The organism is Butyrivibrio sp. INlla14 (genome assembly GCF_900102515.1).
Lineage (GTDB): Bacteria > Bacillota > Clostridia > Lachnospirales > Lachnospiraceae > Butyrivibrio.
The window spans coordinates 1-17274 of the sequence record NZ_FMVS01000032.1 but is presented as its reverse complement, the minus strand read 5'-3'; the positions used below and the strand labels follow the sequence as shown (position 1 = coordinate 17274).

16 protein-coding genes are annotated in these 17274 nt (G+C 38.9%); 1 reads left to right on the top strand and 15 read right to left on the bottom strand.

What is annotated here, in order from left to right; translation table 11 throughout:
• Positions 1–9: 9 nt before the first annotated feature.
• The 15 genes from hisZ to BLO53_RS16320 form a co-directional block, all read right to left on the bottom strand.
• On the bottom strand, positions 10–1119 hold the full coding sequence (gene hisZ, locus BLO53_RS16390; RefSeq protein WP_092064051.1) for an ATP phosphoribosyltransferase regulatory subunit: 1110 nt from the start codon (positions 1117–1119) through the stop codon (positions 10–12).
• Positions 1120–1233: 114 nt separating this feature from the next.
• Complete coding sequence (locus BLO53_RS16385) at positions 1234–1773, bottom strand: Holliday junction resolvase RecU (RefSeq protein WP_092064048.1); 540 nt, start codon at positions 1771–1773, stop codon at positions 1234–1236.
• Between the two features lies 1 nt (position 1774).
• The gene (locus BLO53_RS16380) at positions 1775–2776 is read right to left on the bottom strand and encodes an RluA family pseudouridine synthase (RefSeq protein ID WP_092064045.1); all 1002 of its coding nucleotides are present in this window, start codon (positions 2774–2776) and stop codon (positions 1775–1777) included.
• Positions 2777–2790: 14 nt separating this feature from the next.
• Positions 2791–3393 carry a hypothetical protein gene (locus BLO53_RS16375; RefSeq protein WP_092064042.1) on the bottom strand — a complete coding sequence of 201 codons (603 nt, stop codon included), beginning with the start codon at positions 3391–3393 and terminating at the stop codon, positions 2791–2793.
• Positions 3394–3411: 18 nt separating this feature from the next.
• Entirely contained in the window at positions 3412–4143 is a 732-nt protein-coding gene (locus BLO53_RS16370) for a pseudouridine synthase (RefSeq protein WP_092064039.1), read from the bottom strand.
• On the bottom strand, positions 4130–5176 hold the full coding sequence (locus BLO53_RS16365; protein ID WP_092064036.1) for an N-acetylmuramoyl-L-alanine amidase family protein: 1047 nt from the start codon (positions 5174–5176) through the stop codon (positions 4130–4132). The genes BLO53_RS16370 and BLO53_RS16365 overlap by 14 nt, the downstream gene beginning before the upstream one ends.
• A 77-nt stretch (positions 5177–5253) precedes the next feature.
• A complete protein-coding gene (locus tag BLO53_RS16360) occupies positions 5254–5955 on the bottom strand; it encodes an ATPase (protein ID WP_092064033.1) in 702 nt (233 codons plus the stop codon).
• 29 nt (positions 5956–5984) lie between these two features.
• On the bottom strand, positions 5985–6473 hold the full coding sequence (gene coaD, locus BLO53_RS16355) for a pantetheine-phosphate adenylyltransferase (RefSeq protein ID WP_092064030.1): 489 nt from the start codon (positions 6471–6473) through the stop codon (positions 5985–5987).
• The gene (rsmD, locus tag BLO53_RS16350; protein WP_092064024.1) at positions 6474–7028 is read right to left on the bottom strand and encodes a 16S rRNA (guanine(966)-N(2))-methyltransferase RsmD; all 555 of its coding nucleotides are present in this window, start codon (positions 7026–7028) and stop codon (positions 6474–6476) included.
• The gene (locus BLO53_RS16345; RefSeq protein ID WP_092064021.1) at positions 7025–9262 is read right to left on the bottom strand and encodes a DNA gyrase/topoisomerase IV subunit A; all 2238 of its coding nucleotides are present in this window, start codon (positions 9260–9262) and stop codon (positions 7025–7027) included. Before BLO53_RS16345 ends, rsmD begins: the two co-directional genes overlap by 4 nt.
• A 52-nt stretch (positions 9263–9314) precedes the next feature.
• Entirely contained in the window at positions 9315–11237 is a 1923-nt protein-coding gene (locus tag BLO53_RS16340) for a DNA gyrase/topoisomerase IV subunit B (RefSeq protein ID WP_092064017.1), read from the bottom strand.
• Positions 11238–11287: 50 nt separating this feature from the next.
• Complete coding sequence (locus tag BLO53_RS16335; RefSeq protein WP_092064014.1) at positions 11288–12157, bottom strand: DegV family protein; 870 nt, start codon at positions 12155–12157, stop codon at positions 11288–11290.
• Positions 12158–12225: 68 nt separating this feature from the next.
• Complete coding sequence (gene recG, locus BLO53_RS16330) at positions 12226–14295, bottom strand: ATP-dependent DNA helicase RecG (protein WP_092064011.1); 2070 nt, start codon at positions 14293–14295, stop codon at positions 12226–12228.
• Positions 14296–14389: 94 nt separating this feature from the next.
• On the bottom strand, positions 14390–16165 hold the full coding sequence (locus BLO53_RS16325) for a DAK2 domain-containing protein (protein ID WP_092064008.1): 1776 nt from the start codon (positions 16163–16165) through the stop codon (positions 14390–14392).
• Between the two features lie 30 nt (positions 16166–16195).
• Positions 16196–16558: an Asp23/Gls24 family envelope stress response protein gene (locus BLO53_RS16320; RefSeq protein ID WP_026487807.1), complete on the bottom strand. Its 363-nt coding sequence runs from the start codon at positions 16556–16558 to the stop codon at positions 16196–16198.
• A gap of 219 nt (positions 16559–16777) precedes the next feature.
• Here BLO53_RS16320 and rpmB point away from each other — a divergent pair, with 219 nt between their 5' ends.
• Complete coding sequence (rpmB, locus tag BLO53_RS16315; protein WP_026487808.1) at positions 16778–16963, top strand: 50S ribosomal protein L28; 186 nt, start codon at positions 16778–16780, stop codon at positions 16961–16963.
• Positions 16964–17274: the final 311 nt, after the last annotated feature.

The following is a 17274-nucleotide window of genomic DNA, read 5'->3' as shown; positions in this document are numbered from 1 at the left end:
ATGCCTCCATCATTCCATCTGCATGCTAACGTTTTGGCCGCTTTTTCTAAGTTCTATGGCTTTTTCAAGAACTTCTTTAAAATTATCAGTAGAATATTTTAAAACTTGAATATCTTCCTTGTTTTCTACTGAAATTCCCTGCCTGTAAAGAGCTGACATAAGGTCATCTATTACAATAGAAAAGCCTATAGATGGGGCATCTTTTCCATATTTGCCCAAAAGATTATCATATCTGCCACCCTTGGCTATTGCATCACCAACACCGTAAGTATAGGCAGAAAAAATAACGCCTGTATAATAGTTGAATCTTGAAAGAATGCCTAGATCGAAGGAAACATACTTTTCAACGCCATAATAGCTAAGAACTTTATAGAGCTCTTTAAGTCTTTTTACAGCTAAAATTGATCGGTCATTCGATGCTTCATTCATTGCCTTATCAAGAGCACTGTCAGAACCTATAAATTCTGAAACTTTAACAATTAGCTTTGCATATTTTTCAGGAATGTTCTTTTCCCTCATGATAGCTTCGGCAGCAAAATAGTTTTTACCAATTATCTGGGCTCTGATCTCCTCTTCTGTATCTGAGTCAATGCCAGCTTCCTCGCAGATTCCCTTGTAATAATCAGCATCTCCTATGCTAACCTGAAAATCTGAAAGGCCAGAGCATTTAAGACTCTCTATCAAAAGAGCTATGGCCTCCGCATCAGCGTAGACTGAAGAATCATTCATAAGCTCCACGCCAATATTATAGTTTTCTTTGAGTTTACCCTGAAGGTTTGAAACATTAAGGAATGAAGAACCCTGATAAACAACCTTTACAGGATTCCCATTATCAAGCAATACTTTGGAAGCACAGCGGGCAATGGAAGGAGTAAAGTCCGGCCTAAGCACAAGAGTATTACCTTCCTTGTCAAAGAACTTGTATAGTTCCTTGGTATCAGCAGCATTGATTTCTTCTGCAAAAACATCAAAAAACTCAAAGGTCGGAGTCTCTATGTCCTTGTAACCAAAGCTTTTAATCTTGTCATGTATCCTGTTGCAGATAAGCTTTCTATCGCTGCATTCCTTGCCATAGATATCTCTTACCCCATCTGGAGTATGCAAAAGAACTTTTGTCATAGACACCTCTTTCTATAAAAGAAACACTTTAATACTGTACAGTGCTAATTCATTAGCATATTATCATAGTAAAAAGTTTAACTGATGGTTAGTCCTATGTCAACAAAAAAGTATTTAGTCTCTTTCATCAAGATCTTTTTGGATAAGATCAAGGTATGGCACTAGAATTCCACTCTCTCCTGGAGATTTGATAATATATTTATCGTCGAGTTCGTCTCTTCTAAAACTTTTTCTGCCGCCGTTTTCAGCTCTTTTCCAAAATTCTAATAAGCGTCTAAAGGGTAGATAATAAAATTCATTTAGGGATGTGAAATAAATTAAGAAAAAAGCAATTCCATCCTGTTTTTCAAAGTCATCCATGAATTTGACCTGGTGAGGATGGATATTTTCAAGAGTAAAGGTTGTAGATGCACACTCTTTGGCATCGAAGCAAACAGGTATCCCCTGCACAGCTCCGATATAATCAACTGTACTTTTCTGGTCGAAGTATGCCAAAGTAATGTGACGAGTTTCTTTTTCAATATTGATAGGTGTAATAGGTGTAGGAATCTTCTGGATAAGAGCAAGAGAAAGCTCCTGATATCTCTCATTAGATCTGTTTATAAGTTCCTCTAAGGTTGACCCCCTAAGGCCTCTTGATTTCCAAGTAGGCATATTACCCCTTTTCTAGAATTCTGCCATAGATGTCTGGCAGTTCTGCAATGAATTCTCTTCCGGATAGATCAGATAATTCCTCATCCATATTTTCAGGGAATATAAGTCTGTAGCTGTGAAGAAGCTGGAATTTAAGGCCATATACGCTTTTGCCACCATATTTACGATCCCCGATTATTGGAGTATTTTGGCTCTGCAGATGTGCCCTGATCTGATGTGGTTTACCAGTTATTAGTTTGACTTCAAGATATGTCATATCCTGTTCCTTAAGATATTTCAAAGGAATATATTCAGTTTCAATATAGGAATACTTATTATCCCCTGGATCTTCTTTTTGAATGATGACTTTGTTCTGGGCTTCATCTTTATACAAGAAGCCCTTTAATTTAGAACCTTTCTGAATATGCCCAGAAACTATAGTCCTATAATACTTATCAAGAGTTCTGTCTTTTAGCATTTTATTCATGACTCTGGCGCCTTTTAATGACTTGGCGCATATCACAAGTCCACTTGTATTTCTATCTAGCCTGTTGCAGACAGAAGGTTTATAGGTTTCAAGTTCTTCTTGAGAAATCTGTCCCTTTGAGAGCATATAGCCAATGAGCCATTCATTAAGGCTTATGTCGCCAGCTTCTGCTTTTTGAGTTAATATTCCAGCAGGCTTATTTACAAATAAAACATGATCATTTTCAAAGACTACCTGAAGATTTCCTATTTTTTCATAGGCAGTTTTATATTCGTTAATAGAGACTCCTTTAGAAGGCTCTTTAGAATTTGTGACTGAGCCTCTGAATTTCTCTAAGGTCTCATCAGCAAAAAAGATTGCAATTTTATCGCCTTTTGATAGCTTTTCTTTGCCATCAGCTTTTTTGCCATTGAGAGTAATATTCTTTTTGCGAAGCATCTTGTATATAAAGCCAAAGGATGCGTTTGGAAGGTATGATTTCAAGAAGCTATCAAGTCGCTTGTCTAGCTCATTATTTCCAATTATGATTTCTTTCATGGTCTTCTACTCCATTAAAGTGATATGGATAAAAGAATGGACGCAGGCGTCTGTACAGTACCAGGTTGCCAGGAGTCCTCAATCTTCTGCATGTCAATGCCTTTTTCTTTTCTTAGCCTTTCAAGCTGGGAAAGCCTTTCACAGAACTTATCAATATTGTCAAAGATCTTTATGCTGTAGCTTGAATAACCACTTGGCGCCATCATCTTTTTGATGTGCTTTTCACAGTCTGCAATATCCATGTCTTCATCTGCTGTATAACAAATAATATTCTTATCAAGAACAGTTGAAGCATTTACGTAAAAATTCTTGTCATAGGATGTGATCACGTGGTCGTAATGAATGAGAAGCTCTCCGCAATGCTTTAGTATTTTTTTGTGGTCTTCTTCAGAACATGGCTTTGCCTTTAGGAGCATTATCATATTAACGGCGCTCCAACCAGTAGGAAGACAGCCAAGGGCTGCAATAATACTAAATACGCTTTTCTGAGAATGATAAATAATTAGACCTGCTGCAAAGATAAGTAGTGTAATCGCAAGGGAAATCGCTGTCCTGATAATAGCCTTCTTCCTGTTATATCTGATATATCCGAAATCCCCTTTATAAATCTTTTTCATAAAACAAAACCTTTCAAGTTATTTTACCCCGAGAGCAGAAAGCTCTTCATCTGTTAGTTTACGGTATTCTCCAGGAATTAAATTTTCATCAAGAACAAGTGGGCCCATGGATAGACGCTTTAGGAAAAGAACTTCATTGTCCACTGCTTCCATCATACGTTTAACCTGATGAAATCTTCCTTCATGTATGATAAGATGGACAACTGGCCTGTTTTCCTTATCCAGGCCTTTATCTATCACCTTTGCAGGAAGCGTATAGTCTATATCGCCATTATCTTTTTTATCTCCGATATCAAGCCCTTTTTGCAACTTATCAATATCTTCTTCTGATAAAGAGCTTGCAAGATGAACCTCGTAAACTTTATCCACGTGCTTTTTAGGAGAAAGAAGCCTATGAATGAGACCTCCATCATCTGTCAAAAGTAAAAGACCTTCTGTGTCAATATCAAGTCTTCCTGCAGGACTAAGGCCCTTTACATTTTCATCTGCAAGAAGGTCAAGAACAGTTGTGTTCCTGCCGTCTGTTGTCGCTGATACTACTCCCTGCGGTTTGTATAGCATAAAGTAATGGTACTTGCTATATCCGAGCTCATTTCCGTCAAAAGATATTACATCTTTATTCTCATCTACATGGATGTCAGCTTTGGAAACAACTATACCATTTACCTGGCATCTTCCGTTTTTTACATATTCTTTTATCTGCTTGCGGGTACCAACGCCCATAAGTCCTAAAAATTTATCTAGTCTCAATTGTTACCTCATTACTCTGTTTAAACAGTTCATAGCTGTTATAAGCTCTGCAAACTATATTGGATGTTTTTACAGAAGCTGGTATCTTTACATTAAAAGATTGCGTTTCTTTGGTCCTATCCCACATTTGAAGAGGTGAGAATGTTGTACCACCATCATAACTATAAGAGAAATAAATTATGGGGCTTTGCTTGTCTTTTGTTGTCATTTCTACAAGGACGTTTCTGCTTGTGCTGTCATAGGCCAGTGTCTTTATCTGGCATGTATCAGGATCTGTTGTATCATGATAAACAGTACTAGTCGGCTTTTTAACCGATTTATAAGAGAAGGTTGAATAATCAACCCCTGTTGATGATGATTTTAATTTAAAATATTTAGCTACTGCTGTAGCATCTGATACTCCCAGCTTAGTGCAGAAATCCTTTTGACTAAGGTGCTGAACATCATAAGCATGATCCAAATAGCAGTGCTCGATTATATCACAAGGGATTCCTCTCGCAACACAGTTTCTGATAATTCCGTAATAGTCTTTCCCAGAATTACCTATCTTAGTTTTTACTCCCTTCTGATACAAACCAAGGGATGCAAGTTCATTGCTTGCTATCTGGCCAAAATCATAACCTTTTTGATAATAAGATCCAAATGCAGAAGTCCATATCTCACTTCCGTAGTATAAATGCTCTGAAGAGGCATTAAAATGAATACTGAAAACAAAGTCAGCCCCTAGATTCTTGGCAATAGCAGCTCTAGTATCAAGACCTACAATAGTATCTGTTTCCCTGGTAAGGTATACAGACACATTGTCATATTTTTCCAGTTCGGCCTTCATGGCATTTGCAACCATCAAGGTTAATTCCTTCTCGGAAAAGCCGTTATACTGAGCTCCGAGATTCCTGTCGCCAACTCCGCCATGTCCAGGATCTATGACTATTACATAAGTCTTAGGAGCAGCAATGCTTGTAGTGCTATATCTAGAGAAAACAAGTATAAAAATACAAATAAAACTAAAAATAGCTGATAGTAATCTTTTCATAAATCCCCCTAAATAATTACATAACTTTATAATCTAAGAAAAGCTGCCGCCGATGGCGACAGCCTATAAGAATTAAATTAAAGAAGATCAATGTCTAAAGGTGCTGTATTAGATGAAGGGTCGCTGGCATTCTCAACTGGAGCCGCAACCTGCTCAGGTGCCTGTTTAATAACCTCTGGTGGGCGAAGGTCTGACCTGTTAGATCTTATAACCTCGCTGTACTGAGTAAGTGCAGACAAAATGCTGTCATTACTCTGGTTGATCGATTTGATCATATTTTCGCTGTTTAATTTAATATTTGCAATAATATCATCATTATTCTTGCTTGTTGCATCGATGGACTGAGAAATAATATCCTCTACACCCGCAAGAAGCTGATCAGTATACTGTACAGCCGATGCCTTCATGTCATTGGCTTCAATCATAGCTCTGTCTAGTATTTCCTTGGCCTGTGAAGCAGCCTGAGATACAACTTCATTAGCCTGAGCATAAGCCTGCTGCATGATCTCATGTTCATTGATAAGCTCATTTGTATGGGCTGTAGCCTCATCAATAAGGTTTTGAGCTTTCTGCCTTGCATCATTTAAAATGGCTTCCTTATTGCTGATTATTTTCTGATATCTTTTGATTTCTTCAGGAGTCTTGCTTCTAAGTTCTCTTAAAAGTTCGTCGATTTCTTCCTTGTTGACAATGATTTTTGTCTGTGAAAGTGGCTGAGGCTTACAGTTATCGATATAGGTTTCGATTTCATCAATCAGCTGCTCAATCCTACTTGTCATACTATTATCCCCCTAAATTAGTCTCTTAATTATCTGTCAAATCCGAATTTACTATATAGCGCATTTGCTACAAAATCCGGAACACATGGTGTTATATCCCCATTATAGCTTGCAACTTCCTTGACAACGGAGCTGCTAAGATAAGAATATTTGATGTTAGTTGTAAGGAAAACTGTGTCTACTTCACCATGAGATAACTCTCTGTTAGTCTGTGCTATCTGAAGTTCATATTCAAAATCTGTAATGGCGCGAAGGCCTCTTACAACTGTATGAATGTTCTTATCTCTGCAATAGTCAATAAGAAGACCATCAAAAGACTCAATAATGATATTATCAAGATCCTTTACAGACTCTCTTATCATTTTAACACGTTCATCAAGCGTAAACAATGGAGTTTTCGCGGAATTGCACATGACAGCCACGATAACTGTATCAAACATACGGGATGCACGTCTTATAATGTCCAAATGTCCGTAAGTAACTGGATCAAAACTACCTGGGTATAATGCAGTCTTCATTTAATCTGCCTTTCTATATATAAACACATGCTTATTTGTTTTATACTCTTTTACTCTTCTGATTTCAAAACCAAGATCATTTACGAAATCAAAGTCCATTTCAAGGGGGCTTTCCAAAATGATCATGGTATGCTCAGTAACATAATCCATAGATGAAAGCTGCATTAAAGTTCTCTCGTACAGATCTTCATGATAAGGAGGATCAATAAAAATTATGTCAGCTTCTTCTTCATGAATATTTCTAAGTCCTATAACAACGTCCTGCTTGAGAACTGTTGCATCTTCCTCAAAATGAGTGGTCTTAAGATTGGCCATTATGCATTTATAAGCGCCCTGAGCATTTTCAATAAAGTAAGCTTTTTTGGCTCCTCTTGAAAGTGCTTCTATACCGATTCCACCGCTTCCAGCAAAAAGATCAATGAAAATGGCCCCTGGAACCTGCATTTGCAGCATATTGAATAATGTTTCTTTGATTCTGTCCTGAGTTGGCCTTGTATCATTGCCCTCTGGAGTTACAAGTTTAAGTCTTCTGGCGCTACCTGCTATTACTCTCATAATCTTACCTTTGTTCCCTTTGTATCACGACTGGTTACCTTAAGATGTCCCAATTGAAGCTCTTTGTCATTGTGCTCAATCGCCCTTTCCTCCATATCATTAAGGTAAAAGACATCTCTAATATAATCATTTTTACCAAGGCGCATTCCTCTTACGCCCACAGCAGCCTTCTTCTTTTCTGGTATGCTATCTACATAGAATCTAAGGAAGAATCCCTCATTAGACCTAAGTATAACTGTCTTCTGAGCATGAAGTATCTCAACATTTACAACTTCATCGCCATCAGCAAGCTTTGTGGCAGCTACTGTTCTCTTTGAAACATCGAATTCTCCGCCATCTACAATTTTCATCATAGACATCTTGGTTGTAAAAAGAATTCTGTAAAGATTAAGGTCTGACTGACTGGCTGCAAGAATGATTGTTTCCTTGGAAGTATCAAAATTACTTACATTATCGATAGGTACTCCCTTATCCCTCATCTTGCCCTGTGGAAGATCCATTGCCTTGACTGTATGAAGATTACCGGTATTTGTAAAGAAACATACCTTTCCTGTATTTTTCATTATGAATGAGTATTTGAACTCAGCAAGGATGGTTTCTTTATTTTTTTCATAGGTAGAAGCATCAATTGTCTTGGCATAGCCGAATCTATCCATGATAAAAGCCACATCCATCTCTTCTACTGGTTTTTCTTCATAAACAGCAGTTTCTCTGTTGTCAATAACTGTTCTTCTTGCGGCCTGGAATTCTTTTTTAATCTTCTGAAGATCATTCTGGATTACCATTGACATTGACTCGTGGCTTTCAAGAATATCTTCATATCTGTAAATGTTTGCAACTGTCGCCTCATGCTCTTTAACAAGTGCCTCAAGTTCAAGACCAATCAGTTTATATAAGCGCATCTCAAGAATCGCGTCAGCCTGAGCCTCAGTAAACATGAGCTGAGCAGCCATGGCCTTGGATTCTCTTGATTTAAAGCTGATACCATCAGTGATTCCGTTTACAAGGCAATTCTTGGCCATAGCTCTATCCTTGGAACCTCTAAGGATTTCAATAACAAGATCAATTACATTGCAGGCTTTTATAAGACCTTCCTGAATTTCCTTTTTGTCCTGTTCCTTTTTTAGAAGTGTTGTGTACTTACGTGTTGCAACTTCAAACTGGAAATCAGCACAAGCCCTCATGATTTCTTTTAGGGACATAGTCTCGGGCCTGCCATTGTCGATAGCCAGCATGTTTACGCCAAAAGTATCCTCTAGCTTGGTCTTTTTGTATAAAAGATTAGTAAAGTTCTCAACGTCAGTATCCTTTTTTAGCTCAATAACAATGCGGATACCTTCCTTGGAGGACTGGTTTGAAATATCAATGATATCGTTTGTGACTTTCTTTTCAGCAAGTTCAGCTACATCTGACATGAACTTGCCAATTCCCATACCGATCATTGTATAAGGGATCTCAGTTATAACTAGATTGATATGACCATTCTTGCCCTTTTCGGTCTCTACCTTACCTCTGATCCTGATCTTACCAACACCAGTTTCATAGATTTCTAAAAGTTCATCTTTATTGATGACTATGCCGCCTGTAGGGAAATCCGGACCTTTTATGTATTTCATAAGATCCTTGGTAGTAAGAGTATCATCCTGCATATAGGCAATTTCAGCATCAATAACTTCTGCTAAATTGTGAGGAGGAGTGCTGGTTGCCATACCTACAGCTATACCTTCAGATCCATTTATCAGGAAATTAGGTATCTTAACTGGTAGTACAGATGGTTCTCTTTCAGTTTCATCAAAGTTTGGAACAAAATCAACAACATTCTTGTCCAGATCTTCAAGGAAATGCTCCTGGGTAATCTTGGCTAGACGAGCCTCGGTGTATCGCATGGCTGCCTGCGAGTCACCTTCTATATTGCCAAAGTTACCATGACCATCTACAAGGGGTACAGCCTTTTTAAAGTCCTGAGTCATTACTACAAGACAGTCATAAATAGAGCTATCACCATGTGGGTGGTATTTACCCATGGTATCGCCCACAATTCTGGCACTTTTTCTGTAAGGTCTGTCATATCTGATGCCCAGTTCATACATATCATAAAGAGTTCTTCTCTGAACAGGTTTGAGACCATCTCTGATATCAGGAAGCGCACGGGCAACAATAACACTCATAGCATAATCTATGAATGATTTTTGCATTATATCCGAATATTCGGTTTTGATAATTCTATCTTCCATTTTTTCTCCCGAGTAATACTATGTAAAGTCAAAATGCTTAACCTATATCATGTTAAATATCAAGTTCAGCATCTGTGGCATGCTGATGAATAAATTCTCGTCTTGGAGGTACATCAACACCCATAAGAAGCTCAGTCATCTGAGAAGCCATCTTGGCATCTTCAATCTCAACTGCCTTTAAAAGTCTCTTTTCTGGATCCAGAGTTGTCTCCCAAAGCTGTTCAGGGTCCATTTCACCAAGACCCTTATATCTCTGAAGTGTAAAGCTGCCCTTATGAGTAGCTCTATATTTTGCAAGAGCTGAGTCGTCATATAGATACTCTTCTTTACCTCTTGCAGGAATAGCCTTGTAAAGAGGTGGCATGGCAATATAAACATGCCCCTGGAATATTAGTTCAGGCATGAATCTATAAAACAAGGTAAGAAGTAGCGTTGCTATATGCTCACCATCAACGTCGGCATCCGCCATGATAATGATCTTGTCATATCGAAGTTTATTAATATCGAAATCATTGCCATAGCCTTCTGAAAAGCCACAGCCAAAAGCGTTGATCATGGTCTTGATCTCAGCATTGGCAAGAACCTTATCGATACTAGCCTTTTCAACATTTAGGATCTTACCTCTGATTGGAAGAATAGCCTGGTAATTCCTGTCTCTTGCCATCTTGGCACTGCCGCCGGCAGAATCTCCCTCTACAATAAATATCTCGCATTTAGAAGCATCCTTGCTGATGCAGTTTGCAAGCTTACCATTAGAATCAAAGGAATATTTCTGCTTGGTAAGCATGTTGGTCTTGGCTTTTTCTTCAGTTTTCCTGATTTTGGCAGCTTTTTCAGCGCAGCCAATAATGGACTTAAGGACTTCAAGATTTCTATCAAAAAATCTTGTCATCTCATCGCCAGTTATCTTTGAAACAACCTTGGCAGCGTCCTGATTGTCAAGCTTAGTCTTGGTCTGACCTTCAAATCTAGGATCAGGGTGTTTGATGGATACAACTGCAGTCATACCATTTCTAACATCAGTACCTGTAAAGTTATTGTCTTTATCCTTTAGGATATTGAGTTCTCTTGCATACTGGTTGATGATATTAGTAAACATAGTTTTAAAGCCGGTTAGATGTGTACCACCTTCGGCATTGTAGATGTTATTACAAAAGCCAAGGACTTCTTCGTGGAATTCATTGACATACTGAAAGGCAACTTCAACCTCTACACCTTCAGATTCACCGCTAAAGGAAACTACCTCATGCACAGACTCTTTTGACTTATTCATATCCTTGATAAAGCCAGTGATACCATCGGGCTCGTGGAACTCTATATATTCCTCAACGCCTGGTCTCTTATCCTGGAAAATAATGGTAAGTTCAGGATTAAGATAAGCAGTTTCATGAAGCCTTGATTTAATATCATCCTCTTTAAATCTGGTCTTTTCAAAAATAGTATCATCAGGCAGGAAATTTATGCATGTTCCTGTTTCCCTAGTTGTTCCAACTGGTGTAAGAAGCCCGTCAACAAGCTTGGTCGTAGGAATTCCTCTCTCATAGGAATCCTCATAGATAAAACCATCCTTTTTAATTCTAACGCTCATTCTCGTTGAAAGCGCGTTAACAACTGATGAACCTACACCATGAAGTCCACCACTTGTCTTATATGCATTATTATCAAATTTACCGCCGGCATGTAGCATAGTAAGAACTACACGCTCAGCAGTAATGCCTTTTGCGTGCATTCCAACAGGGATACCTCTTCCGTTATCTTCAACTGTAGCTGAACCATCAGCTTCAAGAGTAACATGGATAATTGTGCAGAATCCTGCCAGATGTTCGTCCACCGCGTTATCAACGATCTCATAAACCAGATGGTTAAGTCCACGAGTGGTAACACTTCCAATGTACATACCAGGACGCTTTCTAACTGCTTCAAGCCCCTCTAGTACTGTAATACTGGAAGCGTCATATTGTTCAAATGATGCCATGCTATAAAACCCCTTTAATAAAACTTTTTTCTAAAATAATAATTTGTAAATCAGAAATGAACCTTTTTCGTTACTGTTACTGCCAGTGCACCAGGTCCTATGTGACATGCAACAGATAATGAAAGAGGATCCATATTTATATCAAATCCCGGAAAAGCATCTTCCAGTTCCTTCTTCCAGGCATTTGCAGACTCTAAGTTTTTGGTATAGGCACAGGAAATCCAGAAGTCCTTGGCTTCCATGCCTCCAAACCTGTTCTCTATATCTGCCTTAATGGCATTTATCATGATATTCTTACCCTGAGAACTTGTTCTTGCCTTGGCAAAAGCATCAAGCTTCTCGCCCTGAATCTGAAGAACCGGTTTCAAGCGCAAAAGTGTTCCAAGTGCAGCTGCTGCAGGTGTTATCCTGCCGCCCTTTTTAAGGTAATATAGAGTATCAAGCATAATATATATGCTTGATTCAAACTTATTCTCCATAAGCTTTTCAACGATTTCTTCTGCAGAAAGCCCAGCCTCTGCCATTTCCTTGGCATCTAAGGCCGACTGTCTCTGAGTTACAGATATTCGCTGATTGTCTACAACAAATACCTTGCCTTCATATTCTTCAGATGCAATCATAAAAGCACTCTGGCATGATCCAGAAAGACCGCTACTCATTGGAATATAAATAATCTGATCATACTCTTTCAAAACCTTATCCCAAAGAGTCATAAGAGAATCTGGAGATGGCTGGCTTGTAGAAACAGTAGCATCTTCTGCTAATTTGTTATAAAACTCATCCTGAGTCAGGTTTATGTCCTCAAAATAATCTTCGTTGTTAATTGTAAATGGCATAGGAACAACAAAAATACCAAGTTCCTTACCCTGAGACTGTGTGATTCCGCTATTACTATCAGTTATAACTGCTATCTTAGACATTTTCTCCCCTGTCCCGGCTTGTGCCGATAATGCTCCTATTTTCTTATTCAACTAAAGATATCTTACTTTTATAAAGTAGCAAAGTCAATAAAATTTGCAGATTTTGTGGCTAGTGTCTCTTTAAGCACACGATATTGTGGAAGACTTAGGTCTGGATCTTCGGATAAAATTCTATCAGCGTCCATGGCAGATTCTTTTACCAGATCACTGTCATGATAGATATCCCCTACCCTGAAATTAAGGTCTCCGCTCTGTCGAACTCCAAAAAGGTCGCCAGGCCCTCGCTGTCTTAAATCTTCCTCTGCTATCTTGAATCCATCATTTGACTTATTCATGATATCGAGACGCTTTTTAGCATCTTCACCTTCTGAGGTATTTAGAAAAATGCAGTAAGACTGATGCTTACCACGTCCAACTCTTCCTCTTAGCTGATGCAGCTGAGATAAGCCGTATCTTTCAGCATTTTCAATCATCATTACAGTTGCATTAGGGACATTAATTCCAACCTCGATAACAGTGGTAGAAACAAGAACATCAATATCTTTTCTTGCAAAGGCTTCCATTATCTCGTCCTTTTCCTTTGGCTTCATTTTGCCATGGAGCATCTCAACACGAATACTGGACGGTAAGTTCTGACGCAGTATTTCAGTATAATCTGTCACATTGCATAGGCCATCAAGTTCTCCTTCTTCTATCATAGGACAAATGACATAAGCCTGCCTCCCGGCTTCTACCTGATCTTTTATGAATTTATAAGCTTTTGGCCTGTAGTCAGTTCCTACAACACAGTTTTTTATAGGGAGACGCCCGCCTGGAAGTTCATTTATTATGGATATATGAAGATCTCCATAAAGAATTATCGCAAGTGTTCTGGGAATTGGTGTGGCACTCATAGCAAGAACATGGGTGTTAAGTCCCTTACCAGCAAGAGCTTCTCTTTGTCTTACTCCAAATCTGTGCTGCTCATCGGTAACTACAAGCGCGAGATTCTTATAATCTACTTTGTCCTGTATGAGCGCATTTGTTCCGATAATACAATTTACTTCTCCAAGACTTATAAGGCGCTGGGCTTCTCTTTTATCCTTGGCAGAAAGAGCTCCTGTTAAAAGAACTGGTTTCAAGGAGCTGATACCATATTTATCGATAAGTTCTTTAAAACCTTCAAAATGCTGGGCAGCAAGGACTTCTGTCGGAGCCATGAGAGCTGCCTGGTAGCCATTTGCTGCGGCAGTTAAAAGAGCCATGAAAGCCAGGATTGTCTTGCCAGATCCCACATCACCCTGAATTAGCCTGTTCATTACAGACGGCCCTGAAATATCATGAAGAATATCCTCCCAGGCTTGCAGCTGAGCACTTGTTAATTTATATGGTAAAACTTCTAGTAAACGTCTGGTTTCTGATGTTTCGAGCATAGGAAAAGAATTAGACAATTCTTCAGAATTCTTCTTAAGGAGCCTTAGTCTTAACACAAATAGTAAAAATTCATTATATGCAAGCCTTCTTCTGGCATCTTCAAGCATTTTTTCATTTGCAGGAAAATGAATGCCTCTAACAGCCTCTGAAAGACCAATTAGCCCTAGCCTGTTCAGGATATCGCTTGGTATAAACTCTTTAGAGGCTTCAGCCCCTAGAAAGGCCTGTTCCATTGCTTTCATAACCGCATTATTGGTCAGTCCTTTTACTAGAGGGTATCTTGGAAGAAGCTTTCCAATTAGAGATGAATACTCTTCTATGCTATACATCTTGGGCTGATCCATAGTTAAAAATGAGCCCTTCTTTTGAACCATGCCCCTAAATATGTGAGTTGTTCCGCTCTTGAGAGAAGAAGCGAGATATGGAGCATTAAAATAGGTCATCTTTATTCTGCCAGTTTCATCAGCAGCTTCAAAAGCAATAATAGAGAGGTTTCTGACACGACGTTTCACTATACTGCCAATTATAGTAAGTTTAACAGCGTTAACCTGGCCTGAAATGGCATCACATGCTCTTACAGGGGCAAGAAAACCGTCATAGGCTCTTGGATAGTAGGACAAAAGATCTCCAACAGTCCTTACACCACATTTTTCAAAAAGTTTAGATATCTTCTCCCCGACTCCTTTTAAGTTTATTACTAGTTCCTGAGAATAACCACTCCCCATAATGGCACCTTCCTAAAATCAAAGATAAAACTATTATACATTGTATTGTGCATAAAGAAAAAGCCGGGCAAAAAGCCCGGCAATATTACTCTTATTATTCAGCTGAAACTATGTAGTAGTATATTGGTTGACCGCCATACTGGAGCTCTACATCACAATTAGGGAATTTCTCAGAAACTCTGCTCCTGAGAGCATCAGCGTCCTTCTCATCTACATCGCTTCCGTAATAAATGCTGATGAGCTCAAGCTCCTCAGACATCATCTTATCAAGCATGTCAAATGTAACGTCCGCAATCTCTCCACCAACTGCTAGGATTCCGGCATCACCAATACCCATGTAATCACCCTGTCTGATCTCAACATCATCAATCTTGGTATCTCTTACAGCGTAAGTAACTTCACCTGTATTTACTGTACCTAGCGACTCAGTCATTGCAGAAACTACTTCATCGACTGGAGTCTCAGGAACATAGTTAATAATAGCAGTAATTCCCTGTGGAACAGTCTTGGATGGGACAACTACAATCTTCTTTCCATCTGCATTATCTTCAGACATAATTGCAGCCTGATTTGCAGCAAGAATAATATTCTTATTGTTAGGAAGAACGATAACTGTCTTAGCATTAACCTTTTCAACTGCGTCTAAAATATCCGCAGTACTTGGGTTCATTGTCTGACCGCCTTCTATTACATAGTCAACACCAAGTCCTCTGAAGATATCAGCAAGGCCTGATCCAGCGCAAACGGTAACAAATCCAATTTCCTTAGGAGGCTCTGCAGGCGCCTTTTCCTCTTCGCTATCCATATTAACCTTGTTTCCAAGAGGAATCTCATCATCTTTGGAATATGTTGGAGTCATTTCAGCAGCGCCATTAATTTCTGTCTTGATCTCAGCCCAAGAACCATCGCTATTTTCATGGAAAAGCTTCTCTCTATGTTCCATTCTCATGTTGTCAATTTTCATGTTTGAAAGCTGACCATACATAAGAGCTCTCTGAATAGCTAGTCCAGGATCATTTGAGTGAACATGAACCTTACAGATTTCATCATCTGCAACGAGAACAATACTGTCACCGATTGATTCAAGAAATCCCTTAAAATCAATCTCCTGCTTAACATTTAAAGGCTTATTTAAAAGAACTATAAACTCTGTACAATAGCCAAACTTGATGTCTTCTTCCTTAGGCTCAGCCTTAGTTCTGGCACCAGGTGTTACCTGTTCTTCTGTTATAGAAAGATCAATCTCTTTGCCGAGGTAACCATCAAGAGCTCCCTTGAGAACCTGCATAAGACCCTGTCCGCCTGAATCAACAACGCCAGCCTGCTTTAGAACAGGAAGCATATCAGGAGTCTTGGCAAGAACCTCATCTGCATATTTAATAACTTCATTGCTGAAATATTCAATATCCTCTGTACCTTCTACAGCGAGCTCTTTAGCTTTCTCGCTAGCGCCCTTGGCTACGGTAAGGATTGTACCTTCCTTGGGCTTCATAACTGCCTTGTAGGCAGTCTCTACAGCTTTATCAAAAGCTTCTGCAAGAATCTTTACATCAATTTCATCGTGGGTCTTAACAACCTTGGTAAATCCTCTAAGAAGCTGCGAAAGAATAACACCCGAGTTACCTCTAGCCCCTCGAAGTGAGCCAGAAGAAATAGCCTTACAGATGGCTTCCATGGAAGCATTCTCTCCAAGGGAGCTTACTTCCTTGGCTGCAGACATGATCGTCATTGTCATGTTGGTACCTGTATCTCCATCAGGAACAGGGAAAACGTTAAGCTCGTTTATCCATTCCTTCTTGGCTTCAAGATTCTTGGCACCAGTCAAAAACATCTTTGACAGCATCTTAGCGTCTAAACAATTGTTACTCAAAATAAATTCCTCCTAGAACTTGCAATCGAATTAGTCAATTACACGGACGCCTTCGATATAGATATTGATCTTCTCGATTTCAAGCCCCGTAAATTCCTCTACCTTATATTTAACAGTATCTATAAGATTTTCTGATACAGCAGAAATACTAACACCATAAGCAACTATAACATGGAAGTCAAGTCTAAGTTTATCACCCTCGTCAAGAGTTACGTTGATTCCTCTTGTCATAGAGTCCAGTTTAAGAAGACTAACAAGTCCATCCTTAACATTAACATTTGCCATACCAACAATGCCAAAGCACTCCATTGCTACAGCACCTGCGTACTGGGCAATTACTTCGTTATCAATAGAAATATTTCCCATATGCGTATTCACTACAGAAGCCTTCATATATTTCCTCCTTAACGCGTTTATAGAAGATAGCCTAAAAAGCCATCTTATCGCATACATATAGTATTATAATAGCAGTTTAATAAAAAATAAACCATATTTTTTGTAAGATTTACTTGCAATTATATTTACTTTCTGCTAATATATCAATGTTGCGGACACAAACCGCAATGAAATGATTAGATTTAAACATTACATGGCTTATAAGGAGGTGTCAAAATGGCTAAATGTGATATTTGTGGCAAGGGCGTTCATTTCGGAAACAACGTAAGCCATTCTCATAGAAGATCTAATAGAGTTTGGAAGTCAAACGTTCAGCACGTTGCTTGTAAGGTTAATGGCTCTACTAAGAGAATGCACGTTTGCGCAAGCTGCCTTAGATCAAACAAAGTAGAAAGAGCTTAATTGTTTAGTTAATTAAGTATTAAAAATTACCACCTGATTATTCAGGTGGTTTTTTTATTTAATAGGAAATTGCGCCTTGATGGCGCAACCTTGAATTGAAGGCCCGGGCAAGACCGGGCCATGCAAAGCGGAGGTATGCTGATTGTTATTATCAGTCTACCTCGTCAAAGAATTCATCATCTTCGTGCATGAAGTAATCCATATCGAGAAGGTCTTCATCGTCCATCTCACGGATTTCATCCGCCGACATGCCTTCCGGCGGGCATTGCATGTATTTCTCTCTAAGCTTTGCTATTAGTGCTTTATCAACC